Origin of the sequence: Sorangium sp. So ce1036 (genome assembly GCF_051369805.1) — a bacterium.
Taxonomy (GTDB): domain Bacteria; phylum Myxococcota_A; class Polyangia; order Polyangiales; family Polyangiaceae; genus Sorangium; species Sorangium cellulosum_F.
The window spans coordinates 5,541,015-5,556,514 of the sequence record NZ_JBBMOX010000001.1 but is presented as its reverse complement, the minus strand read 5'-3'; the positions used below and the strand labels follow the sequence as shown (position 1 = coordinate 5,556,514).

15 protein-coding genes are annotated in these 15,500 nt (G+C 72.1%); 10 read left to right on the top strand and 5 right to left on the bottom strand.

What is annotated here, in order from left to right:
* Nucleotides 1-235: 235 nt before the first annotated feature.
* The 5 genes from WMF31_RS21005 (at nt 236) to WMF31_RS20985 (ending at nt 5,720) form a co-directional block, all read left to right on the top strand.
* The gene (locus WMF31_RS21005; RefSeq protein ID WP_436603659.1) at nt 236-1,156 is read left to right on the top strand and encodes an ABC transporter permease; all 921 of its coding nucleotides are present in this window, start codon (nt 236-238) and stop codon (nt 1,154-1,156) included.
* A 2-nt stretch (nt 1,157-1,158) separates the two neighbouring features.
* Nucleotides 1,159-2,217 (top strand): ABC transporter permease, encoded by a 1,059-nt coding sequence (locus WMF31_RS21000; RefSeq protein ID WP_436603658.1) that lies wholly within the window; start codon nt 1,159-1,161, stop codon nt 2,215-2,217.
* Between the two features lie 34 nt (nt 2,218-2,251).
* A complete protein-coding gene (locus tag WMF31_RS20995; RefSeq protein WP_436603657.1) occupies nt 2,252-3,265 on the top strand; it encodes an ABC transporter ATP-binding protein in 1,014 nt (337 codons plus the stop codon).
* On the top strand, nt 3,262-4,290 hold the full coding sequence (locus WMF31_RS20990; protein ID WP_436603656.1) for an ABC transporter ATP-binding protein: 1,029 nt from the start codon (nt 3,262-3,264) through the stop codon (nt 4,288-4,290). The genes WMF31_RS20995 and WMF31_RS20990 overlap by 4 nt, the downstream gene beginning before the upstream one ends.
* Nucleotides 4,291-4,415: 125 nt before the next feature.
* The gene (locus WMF31_RS20985; protein WP_436603655.1) at nt 4,416-5,720 is read left to right on the top strand and encodes a hypothetical protein; all 1,305 of its coding nucleotides are present in this window, start codon (nt 4,416-4,418) and stop codon (nt 5,718-5,720) included.
* Nucleotides 5,721-6,084: 364 nt separating this feature from the next.
* Here the strand turns inward: WMF31_RS20985 and WMF31_RS20980 are convergent, their stop codons facing one another.
* A complete protein-coding gene (locus tag WMF31_RS20980; RefSeq protein ID WP_436603654.1) occupies nt 6,085-6,780 on the bottom strand; it encodes a hypothetical protein in 696 nt (231 codons plus the stop codon).
* A gap of 239 nt (nt 6,781-7,019) precedes the next feature.
* On the opposite strand from WMF31_RS20980, the gene WMF31_RS20975 reads away from it, so the two are divergent.
* From WMF31_RS20975 to WMF31_RS20960, 4 genes are read left to right on the top strand one after another with little or no spacing between them, the layout of a single operon-like run.
* The gene (locus tag WMF31_RS20975; protein WP_436603653.1) at nt 7,020-7,361 is read left to right on the top strand and encodes a BolA family protein; all 342 of its coding nucleotides are present in this window, start codon (nt 7,020-7,022) and stop codon (nt 7,359-7,361) included.
* A 9-nt stretch (nt 7,362-7,370) separates the two neighbouring features.
* Complete coding sequence (locus WMF31_RS20970; protein ID WP_436603652.1) at nt 7,371-8,186, top strand: metallophosphoesterase family protein; 816 nt, start codon at nt 7,371-7,373, stop codon at nt 8,184-8,186.
* Nucleotides 8,187-8,227: 41 nt separating this feature from the next.
* Nucleotides 8,228-9,622 (top strand): hypothetical protein, encoded by a 1,395-nt coding sequence (locus WMF31_RS20965; RefSeq protein WP_436603651.1) that lies wholly within the window; start codon nt 8,228-8,230, stop codon nt 9,620-9,622.
* Nucleotides 9,553-11,874 (top strand): tetratricopeptide repeat protein, encoded by a 2,322-nt coding sequence (locus tag WMF31_RS20960; protein WP_436603650.1) that lies wholly within the window; start codon nt 9,553-9,555, stop codon nt 11,872-11,874. The genes WMF31_RS20965 and WMF31_RS20960 overlap by 70 nt, the downstream gene beginning before the upstream one ends.
* Before the next feature lie 58 nt (nt 11,875-11,932).
* Here the strand turns inward: WMF31_RS20960 and WMF31_RS20955 are convergent, their stop codons facing one another.
* A complete protein-coding gene (locus WMF31_RS20955; RefSeq protein WP_129356659.1) occupies nt 11,933-12,532 on the bottom strand; it encodes a Uma2 family endonuclease in 600 nt (199 codons plus the stop codon).
* Between the two features lie 133 nt (nt 12,533-12,665).
* On the opposite strand from WMF31_RS20955, the gene WMF31_RS20950 reads away from it, so the two are divergent.
* Nucleotides 12,666-12,938 carry a hypothetical protein gene (locus WMF31_RS20950; protein WP_129347784.1) on the top strand — a complete coding sequence of 91 codons (273 nt, stop codon included), beginning with the start codon at nt 12,666-12,668 and terminating at the stop codon, nt 12,936-12,938.
* Here the strand turns inward: WMF31_RS20950 and WMF31_RS20945 are convergent.
* The 3 genes from WMF31_RS20945 to WMF31_RS20935 form a co-directional block, all read right to left on the bottom strand.
* Nucleotides 12,935-14,023 (bottom strand): hypothetical protein, encoded by a 1,089-nt coding sequence (locus WMF31_RS20945; protein ID WP_129347785.1) that lies wholly within the window; start codon nt 14,021-14,023, stop codon nt 12,935-12,937. The genes WMF31_RS20950 and WMF31_RS20945 overlap by 4 nt on opposite strands.
* Before the next feature lie 114 nt (nt 14,024-14,137).
* On the bottom strand, nt 14,138-14,551 hold the full coding sequence (locus WMF31_RS20940; protein ID WP_436603649.1) for a four-helix bundle copper-binding protein: 414 nt from the start codon (nt 14,549-14,551) through the stop codon (nt 14,138-14,140).
* Nucleotides 14,552-14,934: 383 nt separating this feature from the next.
* Entirely contained in the window at nt 14,935-15,339 is a 405-nt protein-coding gene (locus WMF31_RS20935; protein ID WP_242516238.1) for a CBS domain-containing protein, read from the bottom strand.
* Between the last annotated feature and the right edge of the window lie 161 nt (nt 15,340-15,500).

The window sequence follows — 15,500 nt, the reverse complement described above, 5'->3', positions numbered from 1 at the left end:
GCCCGGCAAATCGCCGCGGCTGGCCGGCGGTTCCGTGATATGCGGGAGAGCGCGGCGCGCGCCCCGCGACGGTCGCCGCGCGGGGAAGGACGGCAGCCCGGAGGCACCTCGTGACATCGCTCGGGATCGACGGAACACGGCGGGATGATGGGGGGCGCGGGCCGGCCCCGTCCGTTCGCGATGGGCTCGACCTCCTCTCGCCCGGGCGGCCCGGCGCGCCGGGAGGCGGCGCGCCGTGAGCACCTACGTCCTCAAGCGGCTCCTGTCGATCATCCCCACGCTCTTCCTCGTCGCCACCCTGGTGTTCGTCCTGGTGCGCATCGTGCCGGGCGGGCCGTTCGATCTGGAGCGGGCCGTCCCCGCCGAGGTCCAGCGTCAGCTCGACGCGAAGTACCACCTGAACGATCCGGTGCTCAAGCAGTACGGCGACTGGCTGTTCGCGCTCGTCACGCGCGGCGACCTGGGCCCGACGTTCAGGTACCCGAACCGCACGGTCAACGAGATCATCGCGCTCAGCCTGCCCGTGTCCATGCAGCTCGGCCTCTGCGCGATGCTCTTCGCCCTCGCCGTGGGCGTCCCCCTCGGCATCCTCGGCGCGATCCGCCAGAACACGTGGAAGGACACGGCGGCCATGGCCGCCGCCATGATCGGCCTCAGCGTGCCGCGCTACGTGCTCGCGCCGCTGCTCCTGCTGGTCTTCTCGCTCAAGCTGTACTGGTTCCCGGTCGCGCGGTGGGAGACGTGGCGGCACATGGTGCTCCCGGTCGTCTGCGCCGGGCTCCCGGTGGCGGCCGTCATCGCCCGGCTGACCCGGGGCGGGATGCTCGAGGTGATCCGCGCCGACTTCATCCGCACCGCCCGCGCCAAGGGGCTCTCCGAGCGCAAGATCATCCTGAAGCACGCGCTGCGCGGCGGGCTGCTCCCGGTCGTGAGCTTCCTCGGCCCCGGCTTCAGCGGCATGCTCGTCGGCTCGCTCGTCGTCGAGAAGATCTTCAACATCCCCGGCATGGGCCGCTACTTCGTCGAGGCGGCCACGAACCGCGACTACAACCTCGTGATGGGGGTCATGCTCGTCTACGGATCCCTCCTCATGGTCTTCAACGCGCTCGTCGACGTGGCCTACGCGCTCCTCGACCCGCGCGTGGAGCTCCGCTGACCATGTCGTCCGTCGCCCCCTCGCCGCGCGCCGCCGCTCCCGGCGGCCCGCCCGCGGAGGCCGACCCGGCCGCCGGCGGCGCGGCGCCGCGCCCCCCGGCCCCGCTGCGGCTCGACGCGATCGAGCAGGGGTCGAGCCTCGGCCGCGACGCCTGGCGCAGGCTCCGCAAGAACCGGGCGGCGGTCGCGAGCGGCGCCGTGCTCGTCGCCATGATCGTCGCCTGCGTCCTCGTGCCGGAGCTCTCGAGCTACCGCTACGACGCGGCCGACCTCAAGCTGGGCGCGCAGCCGCCGTCGCTCGCGCACTGGATGGGCACCGACTACTTCGGCCGCGACCTCATGGCGCGCGTCTTCTTCGGCGGGCGCATCTCGTTCGCGGTCGGCATCGTCGCGACGCTCGTGAGCTTCGCCATCGGCGTGAGCTGGGGCGGCGTCGCCGGCTACTTCGGCGGCAAGATCGACGCGATCATGATGCGCATCGTGGACGTGCTCTACGCGTTCCCGTTCCTCATCCTCGTCATCCTGCTGATGGTCTTCTTCGCGAACGACCAGACCGTCCTCTACCGCGCCTTCCAGGCCGTGCTCGGCCTCATGGTCGAGGACCCGTCCGATCCGAGCTATTTCCCCATCTTCCAGATCGTCGTCGTCTTCGCGGCCCTCGGCGGCATCTCCTGGCTCACGATGGCCCGCATCGTCCGCGGCCAGGTCATCGCGCTGCGTAGCCAGCCGTTCGTCGAGTCGGCGCGCTCGATCGGCGTCGGCCACGCCGCGCTCATCTTCCGGCACCTCGTCCCGAACGCGCTCGGCCCGATCATCGTGTACACCACGCTCACCATCCCCGAGGTGATGATGACCGAGGCGTTCCTGAGCTTCCTCGGCCTCGGCACGCAGGAGCCGCTGTCGAGCTGGGGCCTGCTCGCGTCGACGGGCGCCGACGCGATGGACCTCTTCCCGTGGCAGCTCATCTTCCCGGCGCTGATGCTCGCGCTCACGCTGATCTGCTTCAACTTCCTCGGCGACGGGCTCCGCGACGCCCTCGATCCACGCATCCGAAAGGACTGAAGGGCGAGGCCCCTCCGGCGCGCCCGCACGGACCATGCTGCTCGAGGTCAAGAACCTGAAGACCCACTTCTTCACCGAGGAGGGGGTGGTCCGCGCCGTCGACGACGTCTCCTTCGGCGTCGATCGCGGCGAGGTGCTCGGGATCGTCGGCGAGTCCGGCTCGGGCAAGAGCGTGACGAGCCTCTCGCTCCTGCGGCTCATCCCCGATCCGCCGGGGAGGATCGTGGGCGGCGAGATCCTGCTCGAGTCCGAGCGCGGGACCCCCGAGGACCTGCTCTCTGTGAGCGAGGCGCGGATGGAGCGCATCCGCGGCGACCGGATCGCGATGATCTTCCAGGACCCGATGACGTCGCTGAACCCCTACCTCCGGGTGAGCGAGCAGCTCATCGAGGTGCTCGCGCTCCACCGCGGCATGGGGCGCGCCGAGGCCCGCCGGCGCAGCGTCGAGATGCTGCAGGCGGTGGGCATCCCCGCGGCGGCGTCGCGGATCGACGACTACCCCCACCAGCTCTCGGGCGGGATGCGGCAGCGCGTGATGATCGCGATGGCCCTGCTCTGCGACCCGGATCTGCTCATCGCCGACGAGCCGACGACGGCGCTCGACGTCACGATCCAGGCGCAGATCCTCGACCTCATCCGCGAGCGCAAGGAGGCGCTCGGCGCGGCGGTCATCCTCATCACGCACGACCTCGGCGTGGTCGCGAACATGGCCGATCGCGTCGCGGTGATGTACGCCGGGCGCATCGTCGAGGAGGGGCCGGTCCGCGACATCTTCCGCGCGCCGAGGCACCCGTACACGATCGGGCTGTCGCGCTCGATCCCGCGGCTCGACGACGCGCGCGGCGCGGAGCTCGTCCCCATCCCCGGGATGCCGCCGTCGCTCGCGCGTCTGCCGCCGGGCTGCGCGTTCCACCCGCGCTGCGCGCACGCGGTCGCGAGGTGCCGGGAGGAGCCGCCCGCCCCGCGCGTCGTCTCGGGGCAGGGGAGCAGGAGGGCGCTGCACGTCGTGCGGTGCCATGTCGAGGACGTCGCCGGACGAGCGCCATGACCACCCCCGCCGCCACACCCGAGCCCGGCGCGCCGCTGCTCTCGGTGCGCGATCTCAAGGTCCACTTCCCCGTGCGGCGCGGCCTGCTCCAGCGGCAGGTCGGCACGGTGCGCGCGGTCGACGGCGTCTCCTTCGACGTCGAGCGCGGCGCCACGCTGGGCCTCGTCGGCGAGTCCGGCTGCGGCAAGTCGACCACGGGGCGGGGGATCCTCCGCCTCGTCCAGCCCACGTCCGGGAGCGTGAAGATCGACGGCCGGGAGATCCTGACGCTCGACCCGCGCGCGCTGCGCAGGGCGCGCCGCGAGATGCAGATGATCTTCCAGGACCCGTACGCGAGCCTCAACCCGCGCATGACGGTCCACGACCTCATCGCCGAGCCGCTCTGGACTCACGATCTCGTCTCCTCGCGCGACGAGGCGCTCCGCGAGGTGGCGCGCCTGATGGACCTCGTGGGGCTGTCGCCCTCGTACATGCGCCGCTACCCGCACGAGTTCTCCGGCGGCCAAAGGCAGCGGATCGGCATCGCCCGCGCGCTCGCGCTCAGGCCGAAGCTCGTCATCGCGGACGAGCCGGTCAGCGCGCTCGACGTGAGCATCCAGGCGCAGATCGTGAACCTGCTCGCGTCGCTGCAGCGCGAGCTCTCGCTCACCTACGTGTTCGTGGCGCACGACCTCGCGGTGGTGCGGCACTTGTCAAGCGAGATCGCGGTGATGTACCTCGGGCGGATCGTCGAGCGCGCCCGTCCAGAGGCGTTGTTCGGCTCACCCCGACATCCGTACACACAGGCGCTGCTCTCGGCGATCCCGATCCCGGATCCCGACGTGGAGCGGACGCGGCGGCGCCTGACGCTCGTCGGCGAGGTGCCGAGTCCGCTGAACCCGCCGCCCGGGTGCCATTTTCACACGCGCTGTCCGTACGTGATGGACCGGTGTCGGGTCGAGCCTCCGTCGCTGGAGCAGCGGCGTCCCGGGCACTGGGCCGCTTGCCACCTGACCGAGCTCCCCGCGGCACCTATGCGTCCGTGAGGTGCGCCGGAGGAGGGAAATGCCCCACACGGTCGAGCTCGCCTGTCCAGACATGACGGGGAATGTCCGATGACAGGATTTTCCTGAACGCGGCTCCGGGCAGGGGGGTTAGGATCCCTTCACCGATGTCGCGACTTTCCGACGCCACGCTTCGCGCCCAGATCCCGACGGCTCTTCTCATCGGCGGCGACGCGGCGCTGCTGGAGCGTTGCCAGGCGGCGGCGATGGACGCCGGGATCATTGTCAAGGCGTGTCCTGTGTCGATGGCGGCGGCGCTGGCGGAGGAGCGGCGGCCGGTGGTCATCGTGGTCACGCCGTCGACGTACGCGCTCGATCCCGAGCGGTTCGAGGAGATCGCGCGCGACGTGGTGAGCACGGTCGTGCGGGTCGACGCGAGGCTGACGGACGACGAGCTCGGGATGATGCTCTCGACGGCGGCGCGCGAGAGCCGCAAGCAGCGGGCGCGGCAGCTCACGCCGGGGCGTTACTCGCTGGTGCCGGGCGACGAGGGGGCGTCGGGGCCGCGCTCCGAGCGCTGGAGCGTCGCGGCGTCGGCGCCGGAGGTGGGGGGGCGGCCCGACCCCGAGGCGACGCCGCTGCCGCGCTCGGGGCGGCGGAGCGCGGCCGAGCTGGAGACTGCGTACCGCGAGCGCGTGGCGGCCGCGGTGTCGGGGCCGCAGCCTGGGCGCTGGGGAGCGGACTCGATGCCTCCGGAGGCGAGGTATCGCCCGCACGAGGCCGCGGTGCCGCGGTCGGGGCGTCCGGGTGGCGCGGCGGGGCCGGGGGCGCCGCGCGGCGGCTTGCCGGCGCCGTCGGTGCCGCTGGGCGTGATGTCCGCTCGCCGGAGCCCTCCGGGCCCGCCTGCGCCGGGGGGAGAAGGGGCGAGGAGGAGGGACACCCCCGTGGCGGGAACGCAGCCGGCGGTGGCGCCTCTGCGGAGGGAGTGGCCGGCGCCGGGGTTGCAGAGGGCGGAGCAGCCCTGGAGGAGAGAGACGCCGGCGCCGGGGTCGCGGCGAGGGGAAGAGTCTCCGTCGGGGCCGGGGTCGCAGCGGGGAGCGGCGTACGCGGCGGGGCCGGGGTCGCAGCGGGGAGCGGCGTACGGGGCGGGGCCGGGGTCGCAGCGAGGGGCGGCGTATGCGGCGGGGCCGGGGTCGCAGCGAGGGGCGGCGTACGGGGCGGGGCCGGGGTCGCAGCGAGGGGCGGAGCCTTTGCAGCGGGAGGACCTGGGCCCTCCTCCCGCCGCGACGGCCATGCAGGGACAGGTGCCGGCGTCGGGCGTCCAGGAAGGTGAAGCGAACGGGCGTCGACCCACGCCGCCGCCGAGCTCACATCGCGCGCCGCCGTCGTCGCGCAGAGCCCAGTTCCACGTCGATATCGCGCTCCTCTTCGACGAGCGAGGACTTCCGCGCGCGGATCCTCAGGCGAAGTGATGACAGGTTGAGCGGGAAGAAGTCCCGCGCGTTTGTGTGGGGAAGGGAGGGGGAGAGTTTTCCGCTCAGGGAGTCGACGAGAGATCGGATTGCACCCCGTCTTCCGTCTTCCGTCTCCCGTCTCCCGTCTCCCGTCTTCCCTCTCCCTCTTCGTGCGCGTGCGCGTGCGCGTGCGCGCTCATTCCGTGCGCGTCCTCGTACGCGAGCGTGTCGAGCACCCGCACGATCACGAATTCGCGGACGGTGGCAGAAACGGATGACGAGAGACGTGGAGGGGATGAGCGCGCACGCGCACGCGCACGAGGACGCGGAGGCCAGACGAAAGACGGGAGACGGAAGACGGGAGACGGACGCGCCTAGAGATCTAACCCGCTGAGCCGCCGCCTTCGCCCCCGGCGCCGCCTTCGCCCCCGGCGCCGCCCTCGCCCCCAGCGCCGCCTTCGCCCCCGGCGCCGCCCTCGCCCCCAGCGCCGCCCTCGCCCCCAGCGCCACCCTCGCCCCCGGCGCCGCCACCCTCGCCCCCGGTGCCGCCGCCTTCGCCCCCAGCGCCGCCGCCTTCGCCGCCGCCCTCCTCGCACGACGCCGCGACGGTCACCGAAAGCCTCCGGACGAGAGGCTCCATCCTGTTCTCCCCGCCGAGGACCGTCACGCCCTCATCGTTCACGAAACGGATCTCGATCGTGCGCTCTCCATAGCGCTCCTCGGCATCGAGCCTGTCGAGCCGGACGTCGATCACGCGGCTGGAAGAGGAGTTGTTCTCCTCGCCATCGACGCTGAGCACGAGGTGTCCGCACTGCCGGTACGATCCGCACGTGCCAGGCGGGCGAAGGAGGAGCTGCGAGACCTCGACCGTGACCGGAATCGTCGGCTCCCCGGGCGAAGGAGAGGCCGGCGGCTCGCCGATCGCGACGCACGCGCCGTCCTCCGGGCTCACGATCGAGAAGGAGGGTGCCCCGGTCGGGCCGGGGGCGCTCCCCGCATTGTCATCGCTGCAGCCGGATGCGCCGGCGAGCCCGGCGGCGAGGACGAGCGCGAGCCGCGCAACCATCGAAGGTGCCATGCCGCGCGGTTTATCCGCTGCCGTGGCGCCGGGCAATCTCTTCGTCCGAAACGACCCGCGCCCGCGCCCCCTCCCGCCGGAGCGGGCGCCCCTCGCCCCCTCGGGACCGGCCGGACCCGCCCACGGGGCGGCCCTCCGGCGGGAGGGGCGCTCGCCACGACGGGAGGAGCGCCTCCTCGTCGCTCCCGGCGCGCGCGCGGGTGACCTGCGCCGCGACGGAGGCTAAGCTCGGCGCGGCCATGACGACGACGAGGAAGGACTCCATCCAGAGCAAGCTCCTCCACGCGCTCGCCCCCGTGCACCTCGACGTGGAGAACGAGAGCCGAATGCACAGCGTGCCGGTCGGCTCGGAGACCCACTTCAAGGTGCTCGTGGTGAGCGAGGCGTTCCGGGGCCTGAGCCCGGTCGAGCGCCACCGGCGCGTCAACGAGATCGTGCGCGAGGAGTTCCGCGCGGGGCTGCACGCCCTCACGATCCGCGCGATGACGCCGGACGAGTGGGAGCGGCAGGGCGGGGCGGGCTTCCAGTCGCCCGCGTGCCTCGGCGGCTCCAAGGCGGACCCCGGCGCGAAGTCGGGCTGAGCGGCGCGCATGGCGGAGCTCGTCGTCGCGTTCGTCTCGGACCTGCACTTCGGCCCGCCGGCGTCGTTCGGGGGCAAGCTGCGCAAGCTCACGGGCGAGGCGCCCGCGCTGACCCGCGCCTTCGTGGCGCGGATGAACGAGATCACGCGGCCCGATCTCGTCGTGAACCTGGGCGACGACATCGAGGACGAGGGGCCCGAGGCCGACCGGGCGCGCTACGGCGAGTGCATCGCCGCCCTCCGCGGCCTGGAGGCCGAGCTGTTCCACGTCGCCGGCAACCACGACACGGTCCACCTGAGCGAGGCCGACCTGCTGTCGGCCTGGGGCAGGCCCGAGATCACCCGGCTGTACTACTCGTTCGATCGCGGCGGCCTTCACTTCACGGTCCTCCACACGCGCGAGCGCAAGGACCACGACATCTCGCTGGGGGCCGAGCAGCTCGCCTGGCTCGCCCAGGACCTCGCCGCGACCTCGCTGCCCACCGTCGTGCTGATGCACCACAGCGCGGCCGACCAGGATCTCCGGGGCAACCGCTGGTTCGAGGGGAGCCCGCACATCTGCCTCGTGCGTGAGCGGCGCGCGATGCGGGGGCTCTTCGAGGAGCACGGCGTGCTCGCGGTCTTCAACGGCCACCTGCACTGGAACCACCTCGACGTGATCCGCGGCATCCCGTACGTCACGATCCAGAGCCTCATCGAGAACCTCGACGACGACGCGCCGGGCCGCCCCGCCGCCGCGCACGCCGTCGCGCGCTTCGGGCCGAAGCGCATCGTGGTGGAGATCGAGGGCGCGGAGCGGGCGCGCTATCAGTTCGAGCGGAGGTAGGCGGCGCGGCCGATCCCTCCTTGTTGTGGTAGCGTCGCGGCATGTCGCGCCGGCCGATTTGGGAAGAGATCTACAATCGCTTCGACCCATTCCAGCCAGCGGCCGAGCAGGCCAGGCGCGCCGATCGTCCGCGGAGCCCGGCCGCGGACATCATCAAGCTGCTGCAAGCGCCGTTCGAGGGGACCCGCGCCCTCGTCACGGGCACGACAGGGACGGGCAAGTCGACCGAGCTGCTGCGCATCGCCGAGGCACGGAGCCGCCACGACTTCGTCGTCGTGCTCGACCTGCAGCGGCACTTCTCCGACGTCGTCGGCGACGAGCAGGCGCTGCAGGACATCAGCTCCTGGGAGGTCGTGTTCCTCGCCGGGCTGGCCGTCGCGCGCGCCGCCAAGGAGCTGCTCCCTTATCCGCTACCGGACCAGCACCTCGAGGAGCTCGCCAGGGCGTGGCAGAAGGCCGCCAAGGCCGCCGACACGCCGGCGCCGCCGGCCCAGCTCGACCTCGGCGCGGTGGCCAAGACGATGGTCGTGCTCGCCTCCGCCGCGGCCCCGCTCGCCGCGCCTGCCACGGCCGCGGCTGCGGCAGGCACCACGGCAGGGCTCGAGCTCCTCTCGGCGGCGACGAAGGTCGCCGACGCCGCGACCGGCGCCCTCAAGTGGCAGCTGCCCATCGGGCGATCCCAGCGCCGGCTGCCCGACCAGGACGAGCACGCGCAGAACCTGCTCGGCGCGGTCAATGTGCTCGTCGGCTACGTCCAGTCGAAGCTGCGCCGCGTGCTCCTCGTCATCGACGGCCTCGATCGAATCCTCGAGTTCGAGCGCGCCGAGGCGCTGTTCCTTCGGTCGGAGCTGATCGCCCAGATCGCGTGCCGGATGGTCGTCGCTGGGCCGTTCGCGTTGCACTCGCACCCGGCGAAGGGCGCCATCCCCCGCTTCAGCAAGAACTGCGTCGTGTTCAACGAGCCGGTCATGCAGAAGGGCACGGAGTCCGAGCCTGGGCCGGGCGTCGGGTTCTTCTGCGACGTCTTCCGCCGCCGCACCGCCGATCTCGGCGTCCCCGATCTCGTCCCGAACGACCTGCTCGAGCGGCTCGCGTACTTCTCGGGCGGCCGCGTGCGGGACTTCGTCAAGCTCGTCCGCGCGTTGGCCGAGCAGGGCTGGGTCGACGACGCCATGCACGCCACCCAGCCGCTCGTCGACCGCGTGCTCGATGAGATGCGCCGGCTGCTGGAGACAGGCCTCGACGCGGGGCACGTCGAGGTGCTCGAGAGAGCGGCCGCCGATCCACGCCGCCTCATCCCGGCGGATCCCAGGGCGCGGGAGCTGCTCGACTATGGCAAGCTGCTCCCGTACCCGAACGAGTCGGAATGGTACTTCCCGCACCCGCTCCTGACGATGCACCTCGTGCGAACGACGCGCCCTGGCTCGCACGGCTGAGCGGCATCCTCCGCCTCGCCCGGAAGGGCGTGCTCGTGCTCCTCGACGGAGCACGTCCGGAGCGGCTCGGTGAGCTCGTGCGGACCCTGCTGCCGTCGCACCCGCACCTGGAGGTCCACACGGACGCGGTGCGGCTCGCGCGCGCGGACCAAGGTGCGCTGGTCATCCTGATCCCGTCGCCGGACCAGGCGACCTGGCTCAACCTGGAGCGCCCGCTCCTGGCCCACCGTGCGCTGCGCGTGATCCTCTTCAGCGACCCCGGGACAACGACCGCGCTGGCCCGTCGAGCGCCGGATTTCTTCCACTGGATCTCTCACCGCCTCGAGTGTCCTCTCGGGCCGCCGCGGCCCGCGGTGCGTGGGATCCAGCGCGCGCTCCTCTCGCGCGCCGCGGGGGTGGCCTGGAGCGGAGGCGACTTCGAGGCCGCGCTCTCGGCCGCGCTCCCGGGCCGCCATCTCAGGCGGGCTTCCGCGGCGCTCTCCTACGAGCAGATGGTCGAGGCGGCGAGGCCGAGTGGCAACGCATGGCTCGCGTGGACCGATGTGGATGGCCCGTTCCGTCTCCAGCGGGTCCGCTGGGCCATGGCAGAGGCGGGGCGGCGCGGGCGGAGCGCGCTGCTCGATCCGGCGGCCACCCCCCCGGCCTTCGTGCCCGTGCACGGCACGCTGCTCAGCGTGCCGGAGGCGCGGGCCCGCCTGGAGGACGCGGGCGTGCGGTACGCCGGAAGGCTCGCTGCGCTCCTGGAGCTGGAGCCCGAGGCGGTGGAGATCGCCGCGGGGTTGCGGCGCGTGGGCGTGAACGAGACCGAGATCGAGGCGGCGGCAGCCGAGGCGGCCGATCCTGGCGTGGTCATGGCGGAGATGGCCGAGGGGCGCGGTGTCGTGATCGGGGCCGCGCTGCGTGCGCGGGCGTCCGGGGTGGGATCGCCGTCGCGCGACGCCGTGGAGACGGCGCTGCGGGAGGGGACGGGGGCGGAGCGCTGGGTGGAGGCGGCCCGAGGGGCCATCGACGCAGGGGATGCCAGGGTCGCCGTGCTGTGGGCGCAGCGGGGCCTCGCGCTCGCGGGGGAGGATCCCAGGGCGCTGCAGGTCGCCGGGCGCGCGCTGCGGCTATACGGCCGCTATGCCGAAGCCGCGGCACTTTCACAAAAAGCGGTGCTCCTCGGGGAGGAGAGGCGGCAGACCCGGGAGGCGTACTATCCCGATGCGCTCGTCGACTGGGCGTTCTCGCTGCTCCGGCAGGCCAGGCCCGCTGAAGCAGAGCGGCTCCTCCGGAAGGCGGTCGCGGCGGAGAGGCGACGCGTCGGTCGAGACCACACTGACTATGCGGTGGCGCTCCATGACCTGGCCATCGTGCTCCGGGACCGCGCCAAGCTCGAGGAGGCCGAGCGCGCGCTCACGCGCTCGCTGGCGATCGCACGGCGGAAGCTCTCCGAGGGACATGCCAACATTGCAACCGCGATGAGCGATCTCGGAAGCGTGCTGCTGGAGAAAGGGGAGTACGGCGCGGCCGAGGCCCTCTTGCGAGAGGCCTCAGAGCGCCTGGAAGTGTCCCCAGGGCCGGAACATCCCTCCACCGCAACCGCGCTCCATGGTCTCGGGCGCGCGCTGCTCGTGCAGAGAGAGTCTGTCGAAGCAGAAAGACTGTTTCGACAGGCTGCTAAGCGACAGGCCAAGATCTGGGGCGAAGAGCACCCAGCCTACGCCACCTCGCTGCACGATCTCGCGCGAAGCCTGGAGGTCCAGGGAAGGTACGACGAGGCGGAGCTGTACCTGCGCGAGGCGCTCTCGGTGTACGAGAGGTCGACCGGCCCCGAGACCCCCGCCTACGCGGCCTCCTTGCACGAGCTCGCCGGGATGATGCTCGATCGCGGTGAGTATGCAAAAGCCGAGAAGGCCTTGAGGCGCGTCATTGCGATCGAGCAGAAGGCTTTGGGGATGGATCATCCATCGCTCTGCCCGAGCCTCTGCGACCTGGCGCTGGCCCTGTGGCTGCTCCAGACGAACGCCAGGGAGGCAGAAGCTCTGGCGCGGCGCGCTCTCGAGATCGCGATGGAGAAGCGCGGCCCCCGGCATCCGGACACGGCGCATAGCCTCTACATGGTCGCGTTCTTCCAGGCTGCGCGCGGAGACGCGAAGGCCCTGGAGACAGCTCGCCGTGCCCACGATGCCCTCGTCCACGCCGCCGGCCCCGATGCGCCCGCCGCGAAGGCCGCGGCGCAGCTGCTCGACCGGCTCGCGCGGTCCTCTTGACGGCCCGAAGCGCATGGCCTTGACGGCCCGAAGCGCATGGCCCCGCCCGCACGTGCGCTCAGCCGCCGCCGCCGTCGCCGGCGTCCTCCGCCTCGCCGGCTGGCGCCTCGTCCCCCGGCAACCGCTCCACCTCGGCCCAGAGCGCATCCAGATCGAGCTCGAGCCCCTCGAGGCCCGGCACGACGAGCTTCCCCTCGGCCGCCGCGCGCGCGCGGGCATAGCGCCCATCAGGACCGAGCTCGTAAAGCTCGACGAGCTGTACTTCCGGATCGACCAGGCAGTAGATCCGCACGCCGAAGCGAGCGTAATCATCGAGCTTGTCCACGCGGTCGCGCCGGACGTCACGCGGGCTCCGCGAGAGGACCTCGACCACGAGGACAGGCGGCGTGCGGGAGAGCGAATCGCGCCGGCGCAGCGGCGCGCCCGGGGCATAGAGGGTCACGTCCGGCTTGCGCCCTCTCCCGGGCGCGATCCCGAGCTTGTGCTCCGAGCCGAAGGCGAAACCGCCTCGCGCGAGCGCCCAGGCACGCAGCATGGCGTGAAACCAGCCCACGACGAGCTCGTGCAGATGCGTCGGCACCTCTTCCTCCACGAGCCGGCCATCCACGAGCTCGCCCGGCTCATCCTCGTCCAGGTCGGCCCATTGATCGAGGGTCATGGGCGTCGGGAAGAGCGCCTCGGCTGCTCCTGCGGCCACCATCCGGTGGACGTTACCACGCGGGCTCCGAGGGCGCGCTCCCCGGCGCCGAGCGCCCGGCGGTATTGCGCCGAACGTCTTCATCGCGCTCGGCATGGCGGGCATCACCGGCAGCATGGGCCAGATGAACAGGTCGATCACCGTCGGCGCCGTGGCCAGCGCCAGCGGCGCGGGCGGCAGCGGAGGGGCATCGGCCGGAGGGCCCGGCGGCAGCGGGCCCCAGGGGCCCGGCAACCGCGGCGGCGGGGGCGGCGGCGACAGCCAGGGCGCCGGCCCGCCCAGCCCGGCGGCTTCCGCCAGCGGTTCGAGCGGGGGGCGCGTCGTGGAGCGCGTCGACCCGGACGGCGGCAAGACCGAGTATCGCTAGAGAGCCATGAGGGGAGGAGCGGGCAAGGGGGCGTCGCGCGCCGGGATGAGCAGCTCCGTGTCCTCGATCCACAGCGAAAGGTAGGGCGCCGCGCGCCCTCTCCTCAGGAGCAGCACCAGGAACGGCCCGTCGCAGATGAAATTGCGCGGAAGGAAGCCGAGCCGTATCCCGCCGCGGGGCGCGGTCAGCGCGAACTCGGACTTGAGCAGGGCACCCTTGTCGTCGAGCCGGAACCGGATGGACTGGTCGGCCTGCGAGATGATGCGCTGTCGCGAGGCGAGCCGCCTGCCCGCGAGCTCGCTGAAATGACACAGGACATCGAAGTCAACGATGGGTATCTTCAGCGTGTCCTTCCTGCGGAGATGCGCGCCGCCCATCATCCGGCTCCACGCCGAGGGCGTGGCGCGGGCGAGGACCTCCCGGGTGGTGGCGAGCAACGTCGCTCCCGGGGGGACGCGGGCGACGATCAGGCGGTCGTCCCGGGCCCGGGTGAGCAGCTCCACGACGAAGTCCTCGTCGGACCGGTGGTCGTGGACGACGACTTGCCTGGCCTGCTGCTTCCAGTCCGCCTCGTCCGCCGTCTCCCAGAGGCCGAAATGGCGCACGCTCCGCGAACCGTTGAACTCGAGTCCGCCCCCCTCTTCCCTGAGGAGCGGCGTCGCGAACGCGAGGCTCTTGAACAGGTAGGCGTAGACGAACAGGGCATCTCCCGGCAGGCGCTCCGGGAGCATGCCGGGGGACGCCGCCCCCTGGAACTTGCGCGCGAGCTCGCGGCGGATCTCCGAGAGCACCGCGTCGCCCTCGCCCGCGCGGGCCACGTAGCTGTCGTCGTCAAGGTCGTCGCGGGTGAAGCGCGACGCCTCCCGGCTGAGCCGCTCGGCGATCTCGCACGGCCCGCCGAGATCCGGCGGCCCACCGCACAGCCGGAGGAGCTCGTTCCACGCGAGCTGGATCGTCCCGCAATAGAGGATGTTCTTCCCCGCCGCGTGCGGCTCGTCGGGGGCGGGGGCGACGACGGTGCGGAGGAGCGCGTCGGCGTCCGCCGTCAGGTAAGGCTCACCGCTCTGCTCGGCATGGCTCGGCATACCGCAGTCTTAACACCGGCCGCCCGCGGGCTCCCAGCGACCGACGTCAGCCTCGCTGCGGATGCCGCCGCGTCCGGCGGCCTCACCGCACGCACGGTGGTCGACGCGCGTCGATCAGCGAAGCCGCTGGCCGCCGTGCGCTGCAGCGCCGTGGCCCGCCGCCGCGCCGCCGATGGGCGTCGCGGCGGCCACCATCTGCCGGCACGCCTGGGCGCACCTGCGGCACTCGCGCGCGCAGGCTTGCATCTGCTGGTTGCCCACGAAGCGCTCGCAATCCGCCGCGCACACGTCGCAGATATCGGCGCAGGTACGGCAAAGGTCGAGCGACGTGGTCGAGTTCCGCAGCATCGAGTTCAGGCTCACATTGCAGATCTCGGCGCAGTCCGTGATGAGGCTCACGTGCTCGTGCTCGGTGTGCTCTCCTCCCATCCTCACGGCCAGGCTCGCCGTCTCGACGCAGATCTCATGACAGCTCTGGCAGCTCCGGATGCACTCCTCGATCGCCTGCGTCTTGTTCTGGAGATGCATAATTCCCCTCCTGATTCGCAGCGCGCGGCGCCCCTCGATGAAATGCGATGAAGGAAGCTCTGGCCTTCCGGTCGCCAGCGGCTCGTCAGGATCACCGAAGCAGGCCGCGCACACCCAAAGAGAAAAACGACGAGCAACCCGGAAGGTGTAGCGTCGTGAGCTGCTCAGTCAACGAAAGAGCACCGCGGGAGTCTTGCGAGCACGACGTCTCCACAGGACCTCTTCTGTTCATCCCGTCGGGTGGCTGCCCCGCACGCACCGCGCGGCGCCCAGGAGACGTCTCCTGGGCTCGCCAGGATCGGCGCGCCGTGTCGCATCGCCCGGTAGGCCGCCGCCGTCCCCTCGCTTCGGCGCGCGACGGCCGCGGGCGCCGGTCCGCCGCCTCAGGCGGGGCTCGGCGGGAGCGGGAGGACCCGCTTCACCAGGTAGCGCAGGATGTCCTGCGGGGTGATGATCCCGACGAGCCGCCCTTCGCGCACGACCGGCAGATGGTGAATCCGGTTCTCGCGGAGCAGGCTCATCACGTCGTCGGTGGGCATGAACTCGTCCGCGACGATGGGCGGCGCGCTCATCACGTCCGCGGCCGTCATGCCCTCGTACTCCTGCCGGAGGAGCGCGCCGAGGAGATCCGTCTCGCTGACGAAGCCGACGACCCGGTGCCCCGCGTCGATGACCGGCGCGCCGCTCAGGTTCTCGCCGGCGAACAGCTGCAACATGTCGGTGACGGGCGTGTCGTCTTGCAAAGCGATCACGCGCTCGGTCATCAGGTTGCGCGCATGGCCTTTCATGGTCCGCGGCATGTAATGATCAGGCCGCGGCGGCGTCAAGGGCGCGCGCCACCGCGGCGTCGAGGGCGCGCGCCGCGGCGGCAGACGGCCGTGCCGCCGAGGCGGACGGCCGCGCCACGGAGGCCGCGGAGACAGACGGCAGCGACCGCAGAGGACAGACG